Genomic DNA, 21,576 nt, shown 5'->3' on the forward strand with positions numbered 1-21,576 from the left:
TTATAATGGCCTTTATATTATTCAGGCTGTTTTTATTTCAATATAAAGGACAGCCATTTAAAAAAATCAAATGACATTTCAGGATTTAAAGCTCATTGAGCCTATTGCTAAGGCTCTGCAAGAAGAAGGATACACCACCCCCACACCCATTCAGGCAAAAGCGATCCCCATCATTCTGGATCAAAAAGATTTATTAGGTTGCGCGCAGACGGGCACTGGAAAAACGGCAGCATTTGCTATTCCAATGTTGCAACTGCTTCATAATAATCCAGTTGGAAAGTTTGAAAGAAGCCACATTCGCGCATTAATACTTACGCCTACAAGGGAGCTGGCGATCCAGATTGGAGAAAGTTTTGCTGCTTACGGACGGCATACCGGTGTTAAACACACAGTGGTCTTTGGCGGGGTTGGGCAAAAACCACAGACCGATGCGCTTAACCGTGGCGTCGACGTGTTGATAGCAACACCAGGCAGGATGCTGGACCTTATTAATCAGGGCTTTATCAAGTTGAACCAGCTTGAATTCTTTGTCTTGGATGAAGCGGACAGAATGCTGGACATGGGTTTCGTTCATGATGTTAAAAAAGTAATCAAGCTGTTACCTGCTAAGCGCCAATCGCTGTTCTTTTCGGCAACCATGCCGCCAGCCATTGTTACATTGGCTAATACCATCCTCAGAAACCCCTTAAAAGTTGAAGTCACACCGGTTTCATCAACGGCCGACACCATCCGTCAGTCTGTATTTTTCGTAGATAAGTCAGATAAGAATTCGCTGCTGTTGCATATTCTGAAAGACGAATCAATTGCAACTGCATTGGTTTTCACAAGAACAAAACATGGTGCGGACAAGGTTGTGAAAGTGTTGAGAAAAGCAGGCGTGAGTTCGGAAGCCATTCATGGTAATAAATCTCAGAATGCTCGCCAAAATGCTCTGAAAAATTTCAAAAGCCAGACAACCCGTGTTCTGGTGGCAACCGACATTGCTGCGCGTGGCATCGACGTGGATGATTTAACGCACGTTATCAATTACGAAATTCCAAACATTCCCGAAACTTACGTGCACAGAATCGGCCGGACAGGTCGTGCGGGCGCAAAGGGAATAGCGTTTTCTTTCTGTGATCTGGACGAAAAAGCTTACTTGAAAGATATTCACAAACTGATTGCCAAAAATATCCCTGTTGTAAATGACCATCCCTACGCAACGGGCAGGTGAAATGACAAGGAATACTTACACGGACATTAACCTCAATGAGGCCAGGCAATTATTGGAGCAACCCGATGCCGTATTGGTTGATGTAAGGGAAACTTGGGAATTTGAAGAATTTAATGAGGGTGGAATTAACATTCCTTTGGCCGAGATCCGCGAGAGAAGAGCGGATCTCGTTCCATATAAAAGCATCATTGTGATTTGCACCAATGGCGTGAGAAGCAAAGTTGCAGCCGTGGATTACTGTCGCGTGCCGGAGTGGCTCGACAAGCGGATATTTCACGTTCATGGAGGGATTATTGAATCTGAATGAGTTTAGACTTGCTATTAGACTTGCTAAGTCTTAAAGACTTAGCAAGTCTAATAGCAAGTCTAAACTCCCTTCAAAAACCCGTACAGCCGGGCCTATCAAATGAATGTTGTCAAATCCAGCAGGCGTTTCTTCGAAATCTACTTTCAAAGTGCCGCCGATAGTTTCAATGGTTATCGGGCCGTCAAAACCTTTGCGTAAATGCGCAGATAATGCACATGCGGTTACGCCTGTCCCGCAAGAGTAAGTTTCGTCCTCAACCCCGCGCTCGTAGGTCCTCACGCTCAGATGATTGTCTTCGATCACTTCAATAAAATTTACATTCGTGCCGCCTTTCGGCCCGTAAACAGAACCATAGCGGATCTCACTTCCAATGTTAACCACATCCGTTTCCGACACATTATCCACATAAGTGACGTAATGCGGTGAACCGGTGTTCATGAAATCAAATTCTTCATAACGCTCAACATCCTTAACCGGCGACATTTTCAGGCTGATCAAATCGCCCATAACAGTTGCTTCATGCAAACCATCTACGGCTATAAATGTCGTTGAATCAGTAAAAAGTCCGAGATCGTGCGCAAATCGCACTACACAACGTCCGCCATTGCCGCACATGCTGCCTTCGCCCCCATCCGCATTGAAATACACCATTCTGAAATCGTAGCCTGGCTCATTTTGTAACAGAATCAAACCGTCAGAACCAATCCCAAACCGGCGGTGGCAAATGGAAGCAATCAATTCTTTTGAAACAGGAAATGACAGATCGCGGTTATCGATCATTACAAAATCGTTTCCTGTTCCCTGATATTTATAAAATGGAATCTGCATGTCAAATGTCAATAAAATGTTCGGCGTCGAGGGGCCATTTATTACAAAACAACAAAACCCTGCAAGAAATAATCGCTTGCAGGGTTTAAAATTTGTACGAAGGAAATTTATACTACTTCGATACTTTAAGCTCTTTAATACGAGCGGCTTTGCCCTGACGGCCACGAAGGAAGAACAGACGTGAACGACGCACCTTACCGCGACGAATCAATTCGATTTTAGCGATACTTGGCGAAAGAATTGGGAAAACGCGTTCAACGGCGATGCCGTTCGAGATTTTACGCACTGTGAAAGTTTCACCGCTTCCGCTTAGGTTGCGACGTTGCATTACAGTGCCCTGGAATTGCTGCACACGCTCTTTGTTACCTTCACGGATTTTCACGTGTACGTTGATCGTGTCGCCTGAAGTAAATTCAGGATACTCGGATTTACGATTTTCAATCGTAGCTTCTACGAGTTTGATAAGTTCGCTCATGACGAATGCTTTTTTGGATTTAAAATGATAGCTTGCTTCCAGCGGATGAGGTGACGCCCCTTCATTCAAAACAGCTCTTGCGAAAACGAGTGCAAAGCTAAGATTATTTATTTGTTTGTAAAAGCATTTTATATGAAAATCCTGAATGTAGATCAGATTCGCGCACTGGATGCATACACTATTGAAAATGAGCCTGTTTCTTCCCTGAATTTAATGGAAAGAGCTGCTAATGCGTTCGTCAGGTGGTTCTGTAACCAGTTTGTAAACACCCGTCCGGTTGCCATTTTTTGCGGAAAAGGAAATAATGGCGGTGACGGACTTGCTATTGCACGCATTTTGAGCACCCAAAGCTATGATGTTCAGGTTTTTGTTATTGAATATACAGGCAATGCTACAACAGATTTTGAAGGGAACTTGACGCGATTAATGGATCATTTACAACCCGTTAGCATTGCGAACAATGACGATTTCCCAATATTGGCGCGTAATGTAATCTGCATAGATGCATTGCTGGGATCAGGTCTATCCAGGCCAGTGGAAGGACTTTTGGCTAACATTATTCATTCTTTAAATGCACTTCCAAACAAGCTCGTTTCCGTTGACATTGCCAGCGGATTATATGCTGCCAAAGCCAATCAAGAAGGTGATCAGATTATAGAACCCAATTTTACCGTTTCATTCCAGCTTCCAAAACTCGCGTTTATGATGCCCCAAAATGCGAAGTTTGTGGGTTCCTGGCATTTGGTGGATATTGGTTTAAGTGAGTATTTTATCAACGAAATTGAAACTCCCTACCACTATACTGACAAGCGTGCAGCAGAAAAGTTGATTAAGCCAAGGGACAAATTCTCTCATAAAGGCACTTTTGGACACGCCTTGCTCATGGCTGGCAGCTATGGCAAAATGGGTGCGGCGGTCTTATCCGGAAAAGCTTGTCTGAGATCAGGTGTTGGCTTGCTTACCATGCACATTCCTGCCTGCGGATACGACATTATCCAGATTTCGCTGCCCGAAGCAATGGCCGTCACAGATCAGGATCCGAAACATTTAAGTGAAATCACTGATCTGGATTCTTACTCCGCCATCGGAATTGGCCCGGGAGTTGGGAAAGCCCTTTCGACGGTAAATGCTGTAGAAAAACTGCTGGATAATGTAAATTTGGAAAATGTAAAAGCGAGGCTCGTCATCGACGCGGATGCATTGAATATCCTATCAGAAAACAGGCATCTTTTAAATAAAATACCTGAAAACACCGTCTTAACCCCACACCCAAAAGAATTTCAGCGATTAGCAGGCGAAAGCAAAGATGAATTCGAGCGACTACAAATCGGCATTGACTTTGCCAAAAAGCATAAAGTGATCATCTGCCTCAAAGGCGCCAACACAGCCGTCATCCTCCCCAACGGCGAAGTCCATTTCAACTCAACAGGCAACCCCGGCATGGCTACGGGCGGCACCGGCGACGTGCTTACCGGCATTGTAACAAGCCTTCTGGCCCAAAAATACGAACCCGTCCAAGCAGCAATCTTAGCGGTTTATGAACACGGCCTCGCCGGCGATCGCGCCGCTGAGCAACGGGGTCAAAGTGCATTGATTGCTTCGGATTTGGTTGAGCATCTGGGATGGTAAACGGTTCGGCGCACCATTTTAAAACTCTGACCAAAAAGTGCTAAATTTGAAATCATAATAGAAACACTATGCAGGACATTGAAAGAATAACCATTGATCCGGACATCTGTCATGGAAAACCGTGCGTGAGAGGCATGCGCTGGCCCGTTGAGGTCGTTATAGACATGTTAGGGTCTGGCATGCTAATCAATGAGATCCTCGAAGATCATCCGGAACTTGAACGAGAAGATATTTTTGCTTGCCTTAATTATGCGAAACTTTTGGTTTCCGGGCGCTTGATTAATGAAGCTGCCTGATGAATTTTTTGTGTGACGTTCATATCTCCATGAAGGTTGTTAAATACTTGGCCAGTTTGGGACATTCGGCAATGCACGTTAACACCTTGCCGTCCAAATCTTCGTCCAAAGATTCAGAAATTTGCCTGCATGCAGATCGTCAGGAGTTGATTGTGATAACAAAAGATGAAGATTTCAGAAATTCGTTTTTGCTCCGCCAAACCCCTAAAAAGCTTGTAAGAATTACGCTTGGTAACATCTCGAATCAAAGCCTCATTGAGCTCTTAGAGCGAAATCTTCCACTTATTGCCAAGCTGAATGATACAAAGGGATTCTTTCTTGAATTGGGCGGCTCTGCGGTTGTCTATACTTTGTAAGCATTAACTAACTCAAAACCTGATAAACCACAAACGCCGACACATATGCCAGCGCCATTAAATAGGCCAGCTGGATCAAAGGCCATTTCCAGCCGTGGGTTTCGCGTTGGACTACGGCGATGGTGCTCATGCACATCATGGCAAAGACGTAGAATATAAGCAAAGAGTAGCAAACGGCCGGGGTGAACATAGCTCCGCCGGTGTCCGGATTCTTCTCTTTAATTAACCTCTCTTTTACGGTTGGGACATCCTCAAAATCACCACTGATGCTGTAAATCGTGGCCATTGTTCCTACAAAAACCTCCCTGGCCGCAAATGAAGCCAGTAATGCGATACCGATTTTCCAATCATAACCCAATGGCCTGATAACCGGCTCGATGAAATGTCCGAAATGACCTGCGTAGGAATTTTCAAGACGAGCGGAAGAAATGGCTGCATTCACCTGCTCCTCGGGAGCCTGCGCCATTCTGGAAACAACTTCTGCCTCAGCCCTCTCCATTTTGTCACCCGGTCCGTAGGTTGACAAAACCCAGAGAATGATCGAAATGGCCATGATGACCTTACCTGCTTCCAGCACAAAGGATTTTACGCTGTCATACATGGTAAATGCCACATGTCCCCAGCGTGGCAGCTTGTAAGAGGGCATTTCAAGCATGAAATAACCGGGTTCCTTTCTCGGCACGAACAATGACAAAATCCAGGCAGTCGTCAGCGCGCCTGCTAACCCCAGAAAATATAATCCAAACAAAACCAGGCCCTGAATATTCAGAAAACCGAGCACTTTTGTAGGCGGCACAACCAATGCAATTAAGATTGTATAAATCGGCAAACGAGCTGAACAACTCATTAATGGAGTCACCAGAATGGTCAGTAAACGTTCGTAACGGCTGCTAATGCTTCTCGTTGTCATGATCGCTGGCACTGCACAGGCAACGCCGGAAATAAGTGGAACAACACTTCGGCCATTGAGCCCGAACTTCCGCATTAATTTATCCATAATCACCATTACACGCGCCATATAACCCGATTCTTCTAATATAGAGACGAGCGCGAACAGAATCGCAATCGGTGGAATAAACACCAGAATGCCGCCAAGCCCTGCCATAATGCCATCAGTGATCAGGTCATTCAAAAATCCCTCTGGTAAGATTCCCTTTGTCCACTCGATTGTTGCTGCTATACCTTCATCCAACAAGTCGCTTGGGTAAGTCGCCCAGGAAAAAATGGCCTGGAAAACAAGGATCAGCACTGCCGCGAATGTGACATAGCCCCAGAACGGATGCAACAAAATGCCGTCCAGCTTACGCGTCCAGTAAGGTTGTTCGGTTTGCCCGGCAGATTTTACAGATTTACTGATAATTGGCTTTATCTTCTCATATCGCGCAATCGTTTCAGCTGCCAGAAAGCTGTTCTCATCGAAATTATGCTTTTCGATCAGCTCGTCCAGCGCAACCCTCGCAGGCGTTTCCAAAAAGGAGAAGTTATCATGCTGACAAACATATTGCAATGCAACATAATCATTATCAAGCGCATACATTCTCTTGACATCTGCAATAAGATCGATCTCGTTATCTTTGGGTTCGTAAAAATAAGCCAGTTCCGGCTTTTCAACGCGGTCGGCCATTTGCCTGATCGCTTCTTTTAACCCCTTCAACCCTTCTCCCGTCCGCGCATTGATCCGCACAACGGGCACATTCAATTTCATGGCAAGCTGCACAGCATTCACAGTCAGGTTCATACTCGACGCAACGTCCAGCATGTTGAGTGCCATAACACAAGGCAGGCCAAGGTCGCTGATTTCAGTAAAAAGAAGCAGATTTCTTTGCAAGTTGGATGCGTCAACGACAACGACGACGACATGCGGAAAATCAGGGTGTGCAGGGTTGGCGAGAATGTCCATTACAACGCTCTCGTCCCTGGATTTGGGATAAATACTGTATGTTCCCGGAAGGTCTACAACGATGGCAGCAGCGTCGGGTTGCCCGGACTGGCTTGGAAGCTTGAAAGTTCCTGACTTTTTTTCAACGGTTACACCCGGAAAATTCCCGGTTTTTTGTCGTAAACCAGTTAATGCATTAAATAATGTAGACTTGCCGGCATTCGGGTTACCAACCAGCGCAACTTTTATATTCCCTTGTTTCAATGGAGAGGCTTATAATCGGAACGTATTGCTTATTCAAGCTCAATCACAGCCGCCTCGTTCAACCTGAGCGAAAGACAATAGGAGCCGCCAACATTGATACAGATCGGATCACCAAATGGCGCAACCGCATCCAGGCGCACTTCGCACCCGGGCAAACAGCCCATTTCCAGTAATTTCAACGACATTGCCCGATCCGTAAAAGATTTTATGACCCCCTTTTCGCCCTTTCGAAGATGACTGACCGTACGAGCTGACATACACTCCTTATTTAGATTGATTTTATTTAAACTGCAAATAAAGCACTATCACACCGCAATTCAAACATAACTTTTGCAATTGTGCCCACACCCGGATAAATCATGGAAAATCATGATCAAATTATTATTTCCCTCAGGCTTTATGTAGTACTTTTGCAGCGCAAAGAGTAAATGAGCAGCGGAATTTTGAACGAGATTAAAACCCTTATCTGGAAAGAAGTTACACTCGAATGGCGTCAAAAGTATGCGCTGAGCGGCATGTTACTTTACGTTATCAGCACCGTTTTCGTTTGCTACCTGAGCTTTAATCTTAGAAGAAACCAACTCACTCCTATTGTCTGGAACACACTATTCTGGATCATCATTCTGTTCACTGCGGTGAATGCAATTGCTAAAAGTTTCTCGCAGGAGCGCTACGGCCGATTGCTTTATTATTACAGCCTTTGCAGTCCACAGGCGATTATTATTTCAAAAATAATCTACAACTCATTGATAATGTTACTATTATCAGGAATGGGGTTTGTATTTTATTCGTTTGTAATGGGCAATGCGATCGGTGATATGGGACTTTTTATTCTTTGCCTGTTCCTTGCCGCCATCGGTTTCGCATCCGTGCTTACCCTTGTGGCAGGCATTGCATCCAAAGCAGACAACAGCGCAACATTAATGGCTGTTTTGAGCTTCCCGATTATATTACCGATGCTGCTCATGACAATCAAGCTCGCCAAAAACGCAATGGATGGTTTGGATTGGTCGGTCAGCACGGACGAAATCAGCACACTGTTATCAATTGATCTCATAGTAATTACGCTCAGTTATCTGCTTTTTCCCTATCTGTGGAGAAGTTAATTTAGACTGGCGAGTAAGCATTAAAGTAGACGAGTAAAATGAGAAAGACCTGGTGGAAAATCCTCTGCATAGTAATCATATTCTATGTCATTGTTATGGGTCTGATGGGCCCGGTTCCGCGCCTTGCCATCATCAATGAAAGCATTCGTAACACCTATTTTCACGTAGCGCTATGGCTGGCCATGACTACGCTGCTTTTTGCGTCCATGATTTTTTCAATCCGTTATTTGAATAAAGGACGCATAGGTGACGACGACATTGCAAGCGAACTGGCCAAATCTGCCATATTCTTTGGAATTTTAGGCTGTCTTACCGGCTCCGTTTGGGCCAACTATACCTGGGGCGATCCATGGCCTAACGACCCTAAACTGAATGGTGCAGCAGTCGGCATCCTGATTTATCTCGCTTACCTTTTGCTGAGAAGCTCCTTCGAGGACGAGCAACGCAGAGCCCGGATTTCTTCGGTTTATAACATTTTTGCATTCGCCGTTTTTATTCCAATCATTTACATCCTGCCGCGGCTGACCGATTCTTTGCACCCTGGCAGCGGCGGGAACAGCACATTCGGTTCCTACGATTTCGATAATAATATCAGGAAGGTTTTCTACCCAGCCATTATCGGCTACATTCTGCTGGGATTATGGCTGGCTGAGCTTCGGGTCCGGATTAAAGTGATCAACCGGGTAAGGGACGAAGCATTGATCGCCTCCGATAAAACTGCCTCAAACACGCACTAATTTTATCCAATACAAACATTTTAAATCAAATTTTCGTTAAGATTTTAGACCGTTACCCATACAATGAAAAAAGTCTCCCTCTTGCTGTTAACCCTATTTTTGATTTCGGGAAACTTGTTTGCGCAAGCCGTTGACAATGGCGTTGCTATGGCCGACAAGCTTCGTGAAGATGGCAAAATATGGGTTGTTGTGGCTGTCATTGCCGTTATTTTTGCGGGAATTGCAATCAATATGCTTCGGATAGATTCCAAAGTAAGCAAAATCGAAAAGGAATTAAATATCAAGTAAAATTTCATGAAAAAGATACAAATATTCGGTTTGATCATCATTGCTGTGGCTATTGGCATCATCGTGTCAACAGCCGGCGACGCGAGCACTTACGTCGATTTTACCAAAGCGAAGGAAATGGCGCAGGATGGTGATGCGGAAAGCATTCACGTGGTGGGCAAGCTTAAAAAAGATGCATCCGGGCACATTATAGGCATGGAATATCAGCCGCAGGTCGATCCTAATTATTTTGCATTTACATTAATTGACAACAACCAGGTTGAGCAGAGAGTCGTTTATAAAAACTCAAAACCGCAGGATTTTGATAAATCAGAGCAGGTTGTTGTGGTAGGCAAAATGATCAACGGTCAATTTTCAGCCGAAAAAATCCTCATGAAATGCCCATCGAAATACGAGAACGGCAAAATGGAAACTACTGAACATACAGCAGAACAATCATGATTCACAGCACAATCGGAAGTGCAGGTCACCTGCTGGTAATTATTGCTTTTGTAACTGCGCTCGTCGCCACATTCGCTTATTTCAAAGCGGGGATGTCGGGCATTAATGTCGAAGATGCCAAGGTTTGGAAAAAATTCGGCCGTGCCGTCTTCTATTTCCACGTTGCAGCTGTGATCGGCGTGGTTTTCTCCCTGTACTGGATTATTGGAAACCATTATTTTGAATATCATTACGCCTGGAAAAACTCGTCGCTTTCATTGCCAACTGGCTATACCATTTCCAGTTTCTGGCAAGATCAGGAAGGAAGTTTCCTCTTGTGGATCTTCTGGAATGTAGTTTTGGGATGTGTACTGATTTTCACAAATCGTTCCTGGGAAGCTCCGGTCATGACCGTTTTCGCATTGGTCCAGGCATTTTTGACCTCCATGATCCTGGGTATTGTCATTCCGGGCCTGGATCTAAAAATTGGTTCAACACCATTTTTGCTGCTTAAAGAAGTAATGCCAGATCTACCTGTATATCAGATGGATCCCAACTTTATCCCAAAGGACGGGAACGGACTTAACCCGCTTTTGCAGAACTACTGGATGGTCATTCACCCTCCTACCCTGTTCCTTGGTTTTGCCACAACATTAATTCCATTCTCGTTCGCGATCGCCGGGTTATGGACTAAAAAGATCCAGGAATGGATTCGCCCGGCATTGCCCTGGGCGCTGTTTTCGGCCATGATTCTTTGCATTGGGATTTTAATGGGCGCTTACTGGGCCTATGAAACGCTGAATTTCGGTGGTTACTGGAACTGGGATCCCGTTGAAAACTCTTCTATTGTGCCCTGGCTGATTTTGGTTGCCGCAGTGCATACCATGATCATCGGACGTAAAAATGCCACAGCGCTAAAAACCTCGTTTATCCTCACGATAGCGACATTTATCCTGATTCTTTATTCCACATTCATGACGCGCAGCGGCGTTTTGGGTAATGCTTCTGTGCATTCATTTACAGATTTGGGACTTTCTGGTCAGCTGCTGATTTATCTCTTAACATTCACGCTCGTTGCAATTGGTCTTCTAATTTATCGCTGGAAGGATCTGCCAAGTGACGAAGAGGAAGTTTCCACATATTCCCAGGAATTCTGGATTTTTATCGGCGCAACATTGCTGTGCTTGTCGGGTTTCCAGATTCTTGCAACGACTTCAATTCCGGTTTACAACAAAATCGCCGAAGCGTTCGGAACCGTCCTGAATATGGCGCTTCCTGCGGATCAGATCGGCCATTACAACAAATTCCAGCTTTGGTTTTTCTCGCTGATCGTCATTCTGACCGGTGTAGGGCAGTTTTTCTGGTGGAAAAGGGTTGGTCAAAATAAATTGCAGGCCCTTTATAACCCTTTGCTTATCTCCCTGCTTATTAGTGCGGCAATCATTACTGTCCAGGGTGTCAAAGAAATTCAATATATCGTTCTGCTGACGTCTGCTGTTTTTGCAATTGTAGCGAACGGAACCATTCTTTTGAACATTATCCGTGGTAATTACAACCTGTCGGGCGGCGCGATTACGCACATTGGCGTTGCATTGATGCTGATTGGAATTTTGTTCTCTTCTGCTTATACCAAAGTTGTTTCGATCAACAATTCGGGTTTGATGATTTCACGGAGCGAGGAATTTACGAATAATGACAATAAAGAAAACAAAGAGAACATTACGCTCTGGCTCAACAAGCCTGAGAAAATGGGCGACTATATGCTTACCTGGCGCGATGTGCGCGTAGAGCCGCGCAAAATCCCCGGTTATATTCCAAAAAGTTGGGTAGATATCATTGAAGGTGACTTTCACGCCGTTGCTTTAAGAGACATTGTTGTCGACGGCAAAAAGTATAATGTTAAAGGGGACACTATTGAGCTTTTCCCGGAAAACTTCTATTACGAAATCGAATACAGGGAGCCGTCAGGACGGATTTTCAGCCTTTTTCCAAGGGTGCAGATTAATCCGAGAATGGGTGGCATTGTTTCCTCTCCGGACATTCAGCGGAAGCTCGACAAGGATCTTTATACGCACGTAAACATGGTTACCAATCCTACTGCAGAGCCGGTTTGGAGCCAGACGGAGAACTTCACGATCAGCATGCGCGACACATTCTTTGTGAACGATTACGTCGCGATCCTGGATAACGTTGTGCGTACGGAGCAGGTTGAGGGCGTGAAGCTGGGCGAGGGAGATGCCGCGGTTAAGGCAGTGATCCGTGTGCTGGATAAAGATAAAGAATATGTGGTAACCCCATCGTTCGTGATCCGCGACCGCATGGTGGCACGTAAGCCTGAGGTGAACAACGACCTGGGCATGCGCATCCAGTTTCAGGAGATCAATCCTCAGACGGGACAGTTCTCGTTCGCAGTGAACACCACCCAGCGCGACTTTATCGTGATGAAAGCCATTGAAAAACCATTGATCAATGTTCTTTGGCTGGGCACATTTGTATTAATGATCGGATTCTTGATGGCGACTATCCGCCGGTTTAAGGACTTCATCAAAATTAGAGACAGGGAAAACCAGTCGACCGATAAAAAACCGAAGATCAAGGCTCAGGCTGTTTAACATTCTGAGTCGTCCTAAAATAGGTCGACAGATTTTATGATACTCCCAGTTGTATATGCAGCTGGGATTTTTGTTGGTAAAAGTATTCAGGTGTCTCCATTTGCAATGCTAGGTGTGGCCTGTAATTGTTGTAAAGATGTACAGCTTCCTGAACAAGCTGAATTGCTAAGTTCTTTGATGGTAAAGTACGGCCATCGTTTCCGGCGAAACGGCCGCGATGGAAATGATGGCCTCCTAGTTTTACAATTTAATAGATTTATCAAAACCTGAAACCAAGCCGTGTAAAGAAAAAGGCGCCATTGCTGCCCATCTGAACCGGATCCCAACCGCCACCCGATTCCGTTAACGCCGGCAGTGACATATCCGGATAAACATCCAGAATGTTGCTTCCGCCAATGGAAATGGAAAAGTTCTTGTTGAGTTTATAATTTGCCGTCAAATCAGTTTGAACTTTTGCATTATAAATATCAAGCTCATAATCCCAGTTTGCCAGCTTCACCTCTCCGAAACGGACAAAACGCAGCATAAAACTGAGCTTATCAATTGCGTAATCGAATGTCAGGTTGATTTTTGAAGGTGGCGCAGAAGCAAGCACGAAGCGCCGCTCCCTTTCATCAAAATACGTGTCCTCTTTTCCCCGCAATCTCGGAACCGTGTTAACCGGCCCAAGGTCCATTTGATTGAAATTAGCTGCCAATGTCGTGCTTAATCGCCCAACGCCCAATGCAGCAGAATGTGCCACGATCAGATCAATTCCTTTTGTAGTTGTGTAAGACAATGCGTTGGTAAAAAACTGTGCTTTTCCTACCCGTAATGCTTTCAGCAAATTGCCAATATCCTCGTCCTCGTCACTGAACTGGCCGGTGAGCACAACGCGATCTTTCACTTTCACATAATAACCATCCACCGTAACCGAAAGTCCTGGTGCAGGGTTCAGCGTAAGTCCTATGCTGGCATTTTGTGAAGTTTCTTCCTTTAACTTTGGAATACCAAGCGACCTGGTAACATCGCTATTGTTGTTAGCCAGCAGCACATCCACAGCCTCCCCGTTGACAAAATTGGTAAATGTGGAATTGAAATATTTCTGGGCAAGTGACGGCGCACGGAAACCGGTGCTTACCGATCCGCGCAGAGCAATTGAATTGGTGATTTTGTAACGCAGACCCACTTTTCCATTCAATGTCGTACCAAAGTCGCTGTAACTTTCAAACCGAACGGCTGCATCAATCAGCAGCTTTTTAGTCAAATCGGCTTCGATGTCGAGATATGCACCTGCATTGGAACGACTTTGGTCCGTCACGTCAGCAGGACTGTAACCTGGAAACCCTTGTGACCCGCCCGCTAATGTCGGATCATAATTATAGTATGATGGCCGCTCTCCCGCGAAGATCTTGTAACGCTCAGTCCGGAATTCTCCGCCGAAAGCAATGTTCAAACCTTGCAAAATACCCTTATAGTAGCGCGAAATGTTCAGGTTAGTCACATTCTGCGCTAGTTGAAAGCCACCCGCATCAAACTCCGTCTGCGACCCCTCGCCTAAGGACGTGTTAATCGAATTACGGACATCAAACTGGAATTTATTATAACCGTAAGTGTTGCTCAAATCAATGTCCCATAACTTCCAAATGCCGCGTACACCACCTGTAACAGCCCTGTCATCAATTGTGCTGGCGATAATCGGGTCAAAGCCGTTGGGATAAACCGACGGCACATTGCGGTCGTCGTCAGCAAATCGCGTCCAGGCATAAGCGTCGCCCTTGCGCTTGTTAATGCCGCCGAAACTATAAACCTGAAAATTCTGACCGAGGGGAACTTTCGCATTATAATACAATGCCGCGTTATTGATCTTCGGGTCGCCATACTGCCTTCTGGCCAGGTCGGCTTCGTCGGAGACGGTGTTGGCGCGGTTGGTGTGATCGCGGAAATTATAGTCGGCAGTCACATTGACAAAACCTTTTTCCGCGATTTTGAAGCCATAATTGAGATTAACATTATAATTCAGGCCGTCGAAATTCTTGTTATCAAATCGATATTTGGCCTTATAAATTCCGGCATTTGCATTTGCTGTAAGCTGGTCAACCGTTTCTTTCAAAACAATGTTGATCACGCCCGCAATTGCATCCGAACCGTATTGCGCCGCGGCCCCGTCCCTTAAAATTTCGATGCGCTCAATGGCTGCGGCGGGAATAGCATTCAGATCTGTGCCCGTATTTCCACGACCTCTTGATCCGAAAAGGTTAACTAATGCAGATTGATGGCGCCTTTTTCCATTGATCAAAACCAATGTCTGATCAGGGCCGAGGCCGCGAAGTGAGGCAGGATCTACGTGATCTGCACCATCGGAACCGGTTTGCCTGTTTGAATTAAAAGAAGGAGCCGCAAATTGCAGCAGCTGATTCACATCCAATTGGCCTTGTTTCGTCGTAATTTCACGAATATCGATCACATCCACCGGCGACGGCGTGTCCGTGGATGACCGGTTACCGTTGCGCGAACCAACAACGGTCACCTGGTTCAGAATGGATGCTTCCGCTAATGTGAAATCCAGCGTGGCGTTCGCCTTAGCTTCTCGCTCGACAATGCTATATCCCACAAAGGTCACAACAATAACTGCATTGGAGCGGCTCACGGAAAGCGTGTATGCTCCGCTCGCATTTGTAATGGTGCCGTTGTTCGTTCCTTTTTCCAAAACCGAAGCACCAATCAGCGGCTCTCCCTGCGCATCAAGAACCCTCCCGGAAATCTTAAAGCCCTGCGCTATCGAGCAAAAACCCGCCAGCAGGAGCAGACACGTAAAAATTGATTTTGTCATAAATGTTGGTGTTTGATTTTTAGTTTGTTCTGCCTTTCCGAATTTTTTGAAGCGTATATTTACAATTAAATTCTGACGCTTACCATCTGTTAATTATGATTTCCACGCTGATAAAATCTGCCCTTGGCCGCCTTCGCATTGTTGCATTTCTTGAAGGGATTTCTTACCTCGTATTGCTTGGGATTGCGATGCCATTGAAATATATCGCAGGACTTCCGCAAGCCGTCCGTGTCGTAGGCATGGTCCATGGTGTTCTTTTCGTCCTTTTTGTCATTTTATTGATCCAGGTTGCCACGGAAAGAAGTTGGTCTTTCAAAAAATCATTACTGTCATTCATTTCGTCCCTTGTGCCGTTTGGTACATTTTATGCGGATGCAAAGTGGTTCCGAGAGTAAAAAACCTTCTAAACCTACATTTTTATACATTCCTACACCCCGATCAAGTGCGAAAAATTTCTATCCTAAACTTTATTTTTTTCTGTTTAATCATTTCCAAAAGCATTGCTCAGAAACCCAATGAAAAATATCAGTACAATATTCATTCCGCGACGTCATCCGTAAATATTGACGGCGTTGCCGACGACCTCGCCTGGGAGTCGCCCGAGATTGCGAACAACTTTTTTATGATCACGCCCATGGACACCAGTTTTTCCCGGGCGCTTACGGATGTAAAGATGTGTTATGACAAGGAAAACCTCTACATTCTGGTTGTTAATTATAAACCAGTTAAAGGCTCAATCATTGTCGAATCGCTGAAAAGGGACTTTTCTTTCGGAAAAAATGACAATTTCCTTCTTTTCATGGACACATTTGATGACAAAACCAACGGTTTTTCATTCGGTGCCAATGCAGCAGGCGCCCCATGGGATGGCCAGCAGGGAGACGGCGGAACGGTCGATTTGAGCTGGGATAATAAATGGGTGAGTGCTGTTAAAAATGATGATGATAAATGGGTTTGGGAAGCCCGCTATCCCATTCAAAAGCATTCGCTACAAACCCGGGATCACAAAATGGGGTATCAATTTCAGCCGTCAGGACCTGACCATTTCTGAAAAATCGGCATGGGCACCTGTTCCCCGCCAGTTTCCTTCCGCTTCACTTGCGTATACGGGCGTGCTCGCGTGGGATGTGCCGCCGCCCAACCCAGGCCCCAACATTTCCGTTATTCCCTATTTTGCAAATCGCTTGACAAAGGATTTTCAAAAAGACACACCCAACAAATACAAGCCTGCCGTCGGTGGTGACGTGAAGATTGGACTCACGCCTTCCCTTAATCTTGATTTGACGGTTAATCCCGACTTTTCCCAGGTAGATGTGGATGTCCAGCAGACCAACCTGGACCGTTTTGAATTGTTCTTCCCCGAACGGCGTCAGTTCTTTCTCGAAAACGCTGACCTTTTTGCTAATTTCGGGTACGCTACCATTCGGCCTTTTTTCTCCCGGCGCATCGGATTGGGAGTCCCGATCCAGTTTGGTGCCCGCATGAGCGGAAAGATTAATAAAAACTGGCGAATCGGAATGCTTGATGTGCAAACGGGTTCCTCCGACAGCCTTACCCCCAGGAATAACTATGCTGTTTTCGCACTGCAACGGCAGTTGCTGGCGCGTTCCAATGTCCGTTTTATTTTCGTAAACAAAGACGCGACAAACTATAATTTAGAGCGGCATAGCGCCACAAACCGCTATAACCGTAACATCGGAGCTGAATTTAACCTAGCCAGTGCCAAAAATCTGTGGACAGGAAAAGTAATGGTCCTCAAATCATTCACGCCTGGAAAGTCAACGGATGATTTCACACACGCGGCGGATTTGAAATTCAATAAAGCCAATTTCTTCTGGCAATGGCAGCATGAATATGTGGGCAAAAATTACAACGCCGAGGTGGGCTACGTGCCCAATGCGGTCAGGATGGGTTATTATAAAATCAGCCCGAACGTGGGTTATCTTTTTTTCGTGAAAGATCCCAGGATTATCAGCCACGGCCCAAAACTGATCAGCAATGTTTTCTGGGATAAAAAATTCGATCTCAGTGATCGTGAATTTATCCTTTCCTATAACCTGAACTTTATTAACCGTGCAACAGTGGCAGTTTGGGGTTCAAGCAATTATGTGCGCTTATTGAGGCCCTTTGACCCTACGAACCTGGGCGTGGGCACATTGCCAACGGGCAGTGAGCATAACTGGAAGGCCGCGGGTTTCGACATTGTCTCCGGTCCGCAGAATCGACTTACTTACGCCGCATCGGGTATTTTTGGTGGGTATTATCAAAACGGAAACCGCAATAACCTGCGCGCCGAACTTGGCTACCGCGTTCAGCCTTACGTTGCCATCACAATGGCCGGGAACTACAACGACATACGACTCCCTGAGCCGTGGAAGAGAACCCAACTCTGGCTTGTAGGCCCGCGTTTGGACTTCACATTCACAAACAACCTCTTTTTTACGACGTTCATGCAGTATAACAATCAGGCAGATAACATCAACCTGAATGCCCGCCTGCAATGGCGTTACAAGCCGGCTTCCGACCTTTTTATCGTTTATACTGATAATTATCTCCCGGAAAATTTCCGGGTCAAGAACCGCGCCGTTGTGTTGAAATTTACTTACTGGTGGAATTTGTAAGTCAATAAAAGACCTCAATATTCTTGCTTTTCAGCTGCCCGAGCTGTCTGCTGTATTTTTTCTCGGCATCGTCTTTAACAAACGGGTTACCCCGGAGATAGAGCTTTTCCAATTGCTTTATCTCCAAAAGCTGCTCGGGAAAATCGGGGAAATTGTTTGAAGAAAGGTCCAGTTCCTGCAATTTTACAAATGCAGTCAGTTCTTGCGGGAAATCTGTAAACCAGTTAAAACCCAGATCCAGGATTTTGAGGTTTTGCATCCTGGTTATACCAGAAGGAAGCTTGCTTAGCCGATTGTGATGGGCATATAGCGTGTGAATCTTGTTTAACTTGTCAATGCGTTCAGGCAGTGCTTTGATCTGGTTGTAGGAAATGGCCATGTGCGTCAGTTTTTTCAGGTTGGTAATGCTGCCCGGCAACGTTTCCAGTTTGTTATAATAAAGGTCCAGCACTTCCAGGTTCTTCATTTTTTTGATGCCTTTTGGCAGAAGCGCAATGTCGGATTTATAAAAATTAAGGTCGCGAACCTGCTTTAATTTGCGGAAACTGCGATTGGATAGCCCGGACAATTCATTACCACCGAGCCAAAGCGTTGCGAGCTTTTTAGACTTCCGGACGGCATTCGGAATGTCTTTGCATTTGTTTTCTTTCAGGTTCAGCAATGTTAATGTCTTGTTCGCAGTCAGCTTCAATCCGTTTTCCGTAAGCTGGTTTTTCTGCAAATGCAGTTGTGCCAGTCTCGGCAGACGTTTCATATCAATGCTAACGGCTTTTAACTCATTATCACCCAGATAAAGTTCAGTTAAATTTGGAAACCGGTAAATGACATCCGGCAATGTTTTTAACTCCAACTGGTTTAAATGCAGTCGCTTGATTTTCAACGTATCCTGAAAAACAAGCGCCGTTTTGAGATCAATCACAACGCTGTCTCCTCGACGGACATCACGCACAACGGGTTGTTTGCCAATGGTTCTCATGGCTACAACCGAAAATTTCTTACCTGGTTTGGAAACCTTCCAACCGTCGAATCCGGTCAGAAACGCATATCTCGCGTGCTCATCAAGTGAATCCTTGTTGTATCCTTCCCCCGTACGCAAGTCGAAAATGAGATAATCCAGGCTTCCGGACTCATTGACATATATTTGGGTAAATACGGAGATCCCGGGGTTGGGATTTTCAGGAAATGCCGAAGCAATGATCAGGCTGGCCTTTTTCATGACCTCTGTCAACATGGACGGCTCGGCGTTCGCGTATTCGTTGGCTAGCTTGATATTGTCAATGCCTTCTTTCTCAACATTTTTGGAGGATAAAACCTTGGTTTGTGCATACGCGGTTTGTACGCACATGCAGATCAATGCAGATAAAATAGCTTTCATGACGAAAAGGTTTTTATGGAAGTACTAACATAACTAAAAGTTTAGTCATATTATTATAGTTACTTACATATTTGTCATGGGGAGGAGTGAGGGAATGAATGAATGAATGATTGAATGACTGAATGAATGAGCGAATGAGTGAATGAGTGAGTAAAATTCTGGATTGTCCAGTTAAAACTAATACTTAAAACCAAAAAGAAGGTATTCAGTCATTCAATCATTCACTCATTCAAAATTCACTCATTCACTCATTCACTCATTCAACTCATTAAAAGTCCCTAATCAAGCTACTTACTTCTTTCAATCGTATATTGAACAAGCTGTTCGAGGGAATGCCTGTACGGTGATTCGGCAAATTCATACAATAGCGCGCGGGCTTCTTCCACATAACGCTGCATAACTTGCTGCGCATAACCGAGGCCGCCTGAATCCTTAACGAACGCAATCACTTCGCTAACCTTCTTGGGTTTGTGGCTTTCGTTGCGGATAATGTTGATGATCTTTCTCTTTTCCAGCCAGCTCGCCTTATTCAGTGCGTAAATGAGCGGGAGCGTCATTTTCTTTTCCTTGATGTCGATGCCAAGCGGCTTACCGATCTCGTCTTCGCCGTAGTCGAAAAGGTCGTCTTTGATCTGGAACGCCATGCCTACCTTTTCGCCAAAAGCGTGCATACGCTTCACAATGTCTGCGGTTGCACCCACAGAGCTGGCGCCGACAGCACAGCAGGATGCAATGAGCGAGGCTGTTTTCTGTTTAATGATCTGATAATAAACCTCCTCGTTAATGTCCAGCCTGCGCGCTTTTTCTATTTGCAGTAACTCCCCTTCACTTAGCTCTCTAACCGCAGTTGAGACGATTTTTAATATATCAAACTCACCGTGATCCACCGAAAGAAGAAGCCCTCTTGAAAGCAAATAATCACCCACAAGCACGGCTATTTTGTTCTTCCACAATGCATTGACAGAGAAAAAGCCGCGGCGGTAATTAGAATCGTCTACTACATCGTCATGCACGAGCGTAGCCGTATGAAGCAGTTCGATGAGCGCGCCGCCCCGGTGAGTCGATTCGGAGATTTGGCCGCACACACCGGCAGAGAGAAACACAAACATGGGCCGGAGCTGCTTGCCTTTGCGGCGAACGATGTAATTCATGATCTGGTCCAGCAGCATTACATCACTTTTCATAAACTGACGAAACTTCTGCTCAAAAGCTTTCATTTCATCTGCAATCGGGACCTGAATTTCCTTTATTGAAAGGGTCATATTAATGGACGAGGGCTCAACAATCCCTCCTGATATAAAAGGCGCTGGATAGAAGCAAAATTATATTTTACTGGTTTTTCCGCTTCTGAACTCTAATCTTCAAATTTGGAATAAAATCTTCTGTTTATATCAATTTTATTTTGAAAATGTTTAGAATTGAAAAAATAAGGATAATCACATGAAAGCACTCGTGCTGGGAGGAGGATCAATGAAAGGGGCATTTCAGGTCGGCGTCATACAAGCCGTGCTGGAAAATGGATTTGAACCCGAAATGATCTATGGCATTTCTGTTGGCGCATTAAACGCTACGTTTCTGGTCAACGAAGCAGGCAAGCAGCTTCACGAAAAAAAGCAAATCCAATGGCCCGTTGCAGGCAGGAAATTGCTGGAATTCTGGATCAAAAACATCACGCAGCCGCAGGACATCTCCATGCTCCGATCCCGGGTAATGCTGGGAATGAACACATTAATGAGCCGTTTCGACGGGATTGTAGACCCTTTGCCCCTGCATTCGCTCATACGCAAGCATGTGAATGATGCCTACATCCGCGATAATCCGGTTAAGCTCAAAGTAGGCGCAGTGAACATTGGCAGCGGAGAAATCAAATATGCTTCACCGGATAGCAAGCATTTTTTAAGTTATGTATATGCTAGCTCATCCATTCCCATGCTCATGCCCGCAGTAGAGATCGAGCAGCAGCTTTACCTCGATGGAGGTTTACGTGAAGTGGCACCGATCCGGCAAGCCATTGAAGACGGCGCAACCGAAATTGTGCTCATCGCCTGCCACTCTCCGCTTTTATACCAACCCGAAGACATGAATTCCCGAAACCTGATTACCCTGATTGAGCGCGTAAGAGATATCACTGTGAATCAGATTGTTAACAGCAACATTGCCTGGGCGGAGTCTTTTGTAGACCGCTCCAATTTGCGTGGTAAGCCCATGAAGCTTACGGTTATCCGCCCTGCAGCACCTCTTTTTCTGGATCTGCAACATTTCAACTCCGAAGACATTTCCCGGCTTATTATAGAAGGTTACCGCGCGGGAATGCAGTCGATTATGGCAATGGCAGAAAAAGTGCAGAAATAAAAATAG

21 protein-coding genes are annotated in these 21,576 nt (G+C 45.3%); 14 read left to right on the top strand and 7 right to left on the bottom strand.

Annotated elements, in window-relative coordinates; genetic code table 11:
- Window positions 1-70 precede the first annotated feature (70 nt).
- Entirely contained in the window at window positions 71-1,213 is a 1,143-nt protein-coding gene (locus tag MUK70_RS16295) for a DEAD/DEAH box helicase (protein ID WP_234653783.1), read from the top strand.
- A gap of 1 nt (window position 1,214) precedes the next feature.
- The gene (locus MUK70_RS16300) at window positions 1,215-1,520 is read left to right on the top strand and encodes a rhodanese-like domain-containing protein (protein ID WP_234655375.1); all 306 of its coding nucleotides are present in this window, start codon (window positions 1,215-1,217) and stop codon (window positions 1,518-1,520) included.
- A 30-nt stretch (window positions 1,521-1,550) separates the two neighbouring features.
- On the opposite strand, the gene dapF is transcribed toward MUK70_RS16300, so the two are convergent.
- Together dapF and rplS are read right to left on the bottom strand one after the other, a co-directional pair.
- Window positions 1,551-2,348 carry a diaminopimelate epimerase gene (gene dapF, locus MUK70_RS16305; RefSeq protein ID WP_234653785.1) on the bottom strand — a complete coding sequence of 266 codons (798 nt, stop codon included), beginning with the start codon at window positions 2,346-2,348 and terminating at the stop codon, window positions 1,551-1,553.
- Window positions 2,349-2,460: 112 nt separating this feature from the next.
- Complete coding sequence (rplS, locus tag MUK70_RS16310) at window positions 2,461-2,823, bottom strand: 50S ribosomal protein L19 (RefSeq protein WP_234606122.1); 363 nt, start codon at window positions 2,821-2,823, stop codon at window positions 2,461-2,463.
- A 132-nt stretch (window positions 2,824-2,955) separates the two neighbouring features.
- Between rplS and MUK70_RS16315 the strand changes: the two genes are divergently transcribed.
- The 3 genes from MUK70_RS16315 to MUK70_RS16325 all read left to right on the top strand — a co-directional run bounded on the left by MUK70_RS16315 (window position 2,956) and on the right by MUK70_RS16325 (window position 5,104).
- On the top strand, window positions 2,956-4,452 hold the full coding sequence (locus MUK70_RS16315; RefSeq protein ID WP_234653787.1) for an NAD(P)H-hydrate dehydratase: 1,497 nt from the start codon (window positions 2,956-2,958) through the stop codon (window positions 4,450-4,452).
- Window positions 4,453-4,520: 68 nt separating this feature from the next.
- Complete coding sequence (locus MUK70_RS16320; protein WP_234606120.1) at window positions 4,521-4,748, top strand: DUF433 domain-containing protein; 228 nt, start codon at window positions 4,521-4,523, stop codon at window positions 4,746-4,748.
- Window positions 4,748-5,104 (top strand): DUF5615 family PIN-like protein, encoded by a 357-nt coding sequence (locus tag MUK70_RS16325; protein ID WP_234606119.1) that lies wholly within the window; start codon window positions 4,748-4,750, stop codon window positions 5,102-5,104. Before MUK70_RS16320 ends, MUK70_RS16325 begins: the two co-directional genes overlap by 1 nt.
- 7 nt (window positions 5,105-5,111) lie before the next feature.
- Here the strand turns inward: MUK70_RS16325 and feoB are convergent, their stop codons facing one another.
- Window positions 5,112-7,247, bottom strand: coding sequence for a ferrous iron transport protein B (gene feoB / locus MUK70_RS16330; protein ID WP_234653791.1), 2,136 nt, complete (start codon window positions 7,245-7,247; stop codon window positions 5,112-5,114).
- A gap of 29 nt (window positions 7,248-7,276) precedes the next feature.
- Window positions 7,277-7,504 carry a FeoA family protein gene (locus tag MUK70_RS16335; RefSeq protein WP_234606117.1) on the bottom strand — a complete coding sequence of 76 codons (228 nt, stop codon included), beginning with the start codon at window positions 7,502-7,504 and terminating at the stop codon, window positions 7,277-7,279.
- Window positions 7,505-7,675: 171 nt separating this feature from the next.
- Between MUK70_RS16335 and MUK70_RS16340 the strand changes: the two genes are divergently transcribed.
- The 5 genes from MUK70_RS16340 to ccsA (MUK70_RS16360) all read left to right on the top strand — a co-directional run bounded on the left by MUK70_RS16340 (window position 7,676) and on the right by ccsA (MUK70_RS16360) (window position 12,410).
- Window positions 7,676-8,353 (top strand): heme exporter protein CcmB, encoded by a 678-nt coding sequence (locus MUK70_RS16340; RefSeq protein WP_233795774.1) that lies wholly within the window; start codon window positions 7,676-7,678, stop codon window positions 8,351-8,353.
- Window positions 8,354-8,391: 38 nt separating this feature from the next.
- Window positions 8,392-9,090: a cytochrome c biogenesis protein CcsA gene (gene ccsA, locus MUK70_RS16345; RefSeq protein WP_234606116.1), complete on the top strand. Its 699-nt coding sequence runs from the start codon at window positions 8,392-8,394 to the stop codon at window positions 9,088-9,090.
- A 63-nt stretch (window positions 9,091-9,153) separates the two neighbouring features.
- Entirely contained in the window at window positions 9,154-9,378 is a 225-nt protein-coding gene (locus MUK70_RS16350; RefSeq protein WP_234606115.1) for a CcmD family protein, read from the top strand.
- 6 nt (window positions 9,379-9,384) lie between these two features.
- The gene (locus tag MUK70_RS16355; RefSeq protein WP_234606114.1) at window positions 9,385-9,819 is read left to right on the top strand and encodes a cytochrome c maturation protein CcmE domain-containing protein; all 435 of its coding nucleotides are present in this window, start codon (window positions 9,385-9,387) and stop codon (window positions 9,817-9,819) included.
- On the top strand, window positions 9,816-12,410 hold the full coding sequence (gene ccsA / locus MUK70_RS16360; protein WP_234653793.1) for a cytochrome c biogenesis protein CcsA: 2,595 nt from the start codon (window positions 9,816-9,818) through the stop codon (window positions 12,408-12,410). Before MUK70_RS16355 ends, ccsA (MUK70_RS16360) begins: the two co-directional genes overlap by 4 nt.
- 259 nt (window positions 12,411-12,669) lie before the next feature.
- Here the strand turns inward: ccsA (MUK70_RS16360) and MUK70_RS16365 are convergent, their stop codons facing one another.
- The gene (locus MUK70_RS16365) at window positions 12,670-15,222 is read right to left on the bottom strand and encodes a TonB-dependent receptor (protein WP_234653795.1); all 2,553 of its coding nucleotides are present in this window, start codon (window positions 15,220-15,222) and stop codon (window positions 12,670-12,672) included.
- Between the two features lie 95 nt (window positions 15,223-15,317).
- Between MUK70_RS16365 and MUK70_RS16370 the strand changes: the two genes are divergently transcribed.
- From MUK70_RS16370 to MUK70_RS16380, 3 genes are read left to right on the top strand one after another with little or no spacing between them, the layout of a single operon-like run.
- Window positions 15,318-15,617, top strand: coding sequence for a DUF3817 domain-containing protein (locus MUK70_RS16370; protein WP_234606108.1), 300 nt, complete (start codon window positions 15,318-15,320; stop codon window positions 15,615-15,617).
- 47 nt (window positions 15,618-15,664) lie between these two features.
- Window positions 15,665-16,273: a carbohydrate binding family 9 domain-containing protein gene (locus MUK70_RS16375; RefSeq protein ID WP_244784409.1), complete on the top strand. Its 609-nt coding sequence runs from the start codon at window positions 15,665-15,667 to the stop codon at window positions 16,271-16,273.
- Window positions 16,158-17,843 (top strand): DUF5916 domain-containing protein, encoded by a 1,686-nt coding sequence (locus tag MUK70_RS16380; protein ID WP_244784411.1) that lies wholly within the window; start codon window positions 16,158-16,160, stop codon window positions 17,841-17,843. Before MUK70_RS16375 ends, MUK70_RS16380 begins: the two co-directional genes overlap by 116 nt.
- Window position 17,844: 1 nt before the next feature.
- On the opposite strand, the gene MUK70_RS16385 is transcribed toward MUK70_RS16380, so the two are convergent.
- A complete protein-coding gene (locus MUK70_RS16385; protein WP_234653799.1) occupies window positions 17,845-19,218 on the bottom strand; it encodes a leucine-rich repeat domain-containing protein in 1,374 nt (457 codons plus the stop codon).
- 287 nt (window positions 19,219-19,505) lie between these two features.
- The gene (locus MUK70_RS16390) at window positions 19,506-20,480 is read right to left on the bottom strand and encodes a polyprenyl synthetase family protein (RefSeq protein WP_234653801.1); all 975 of its coding nucleotides are present in this window, start codon (window positions 20,478-20,480) and stop codon (window positions 19,506-19,508) included.
- 178 nt (window positions 20,481-20,658) lie between these two features.
- On the opposite strand from MUK70_RS16390, the gene MUK70_RS16395 reads away from it, so the two are divergent.
- Entirely contained in the window at window positions 20,659-21,570 is a 912-nt protein-coding gene (locus MUK70_RS16395; RefSeq protein ID WP_234653803.1) for a patatin-like phospholipase family protein, read from the top strand.
- Window positions 21,571-21,576: the final 6 nt, after the last annotated feature.

This window comes from Dyadobacter chenwenxiniae, from assembly GCF_022869785.1.
GTDB lineage: Bacteria > Bacteroidota > Bacteroidia > Cytophagales > Spirosomataceae > Dyadobacter > Dyadobacter chenwenxiniae.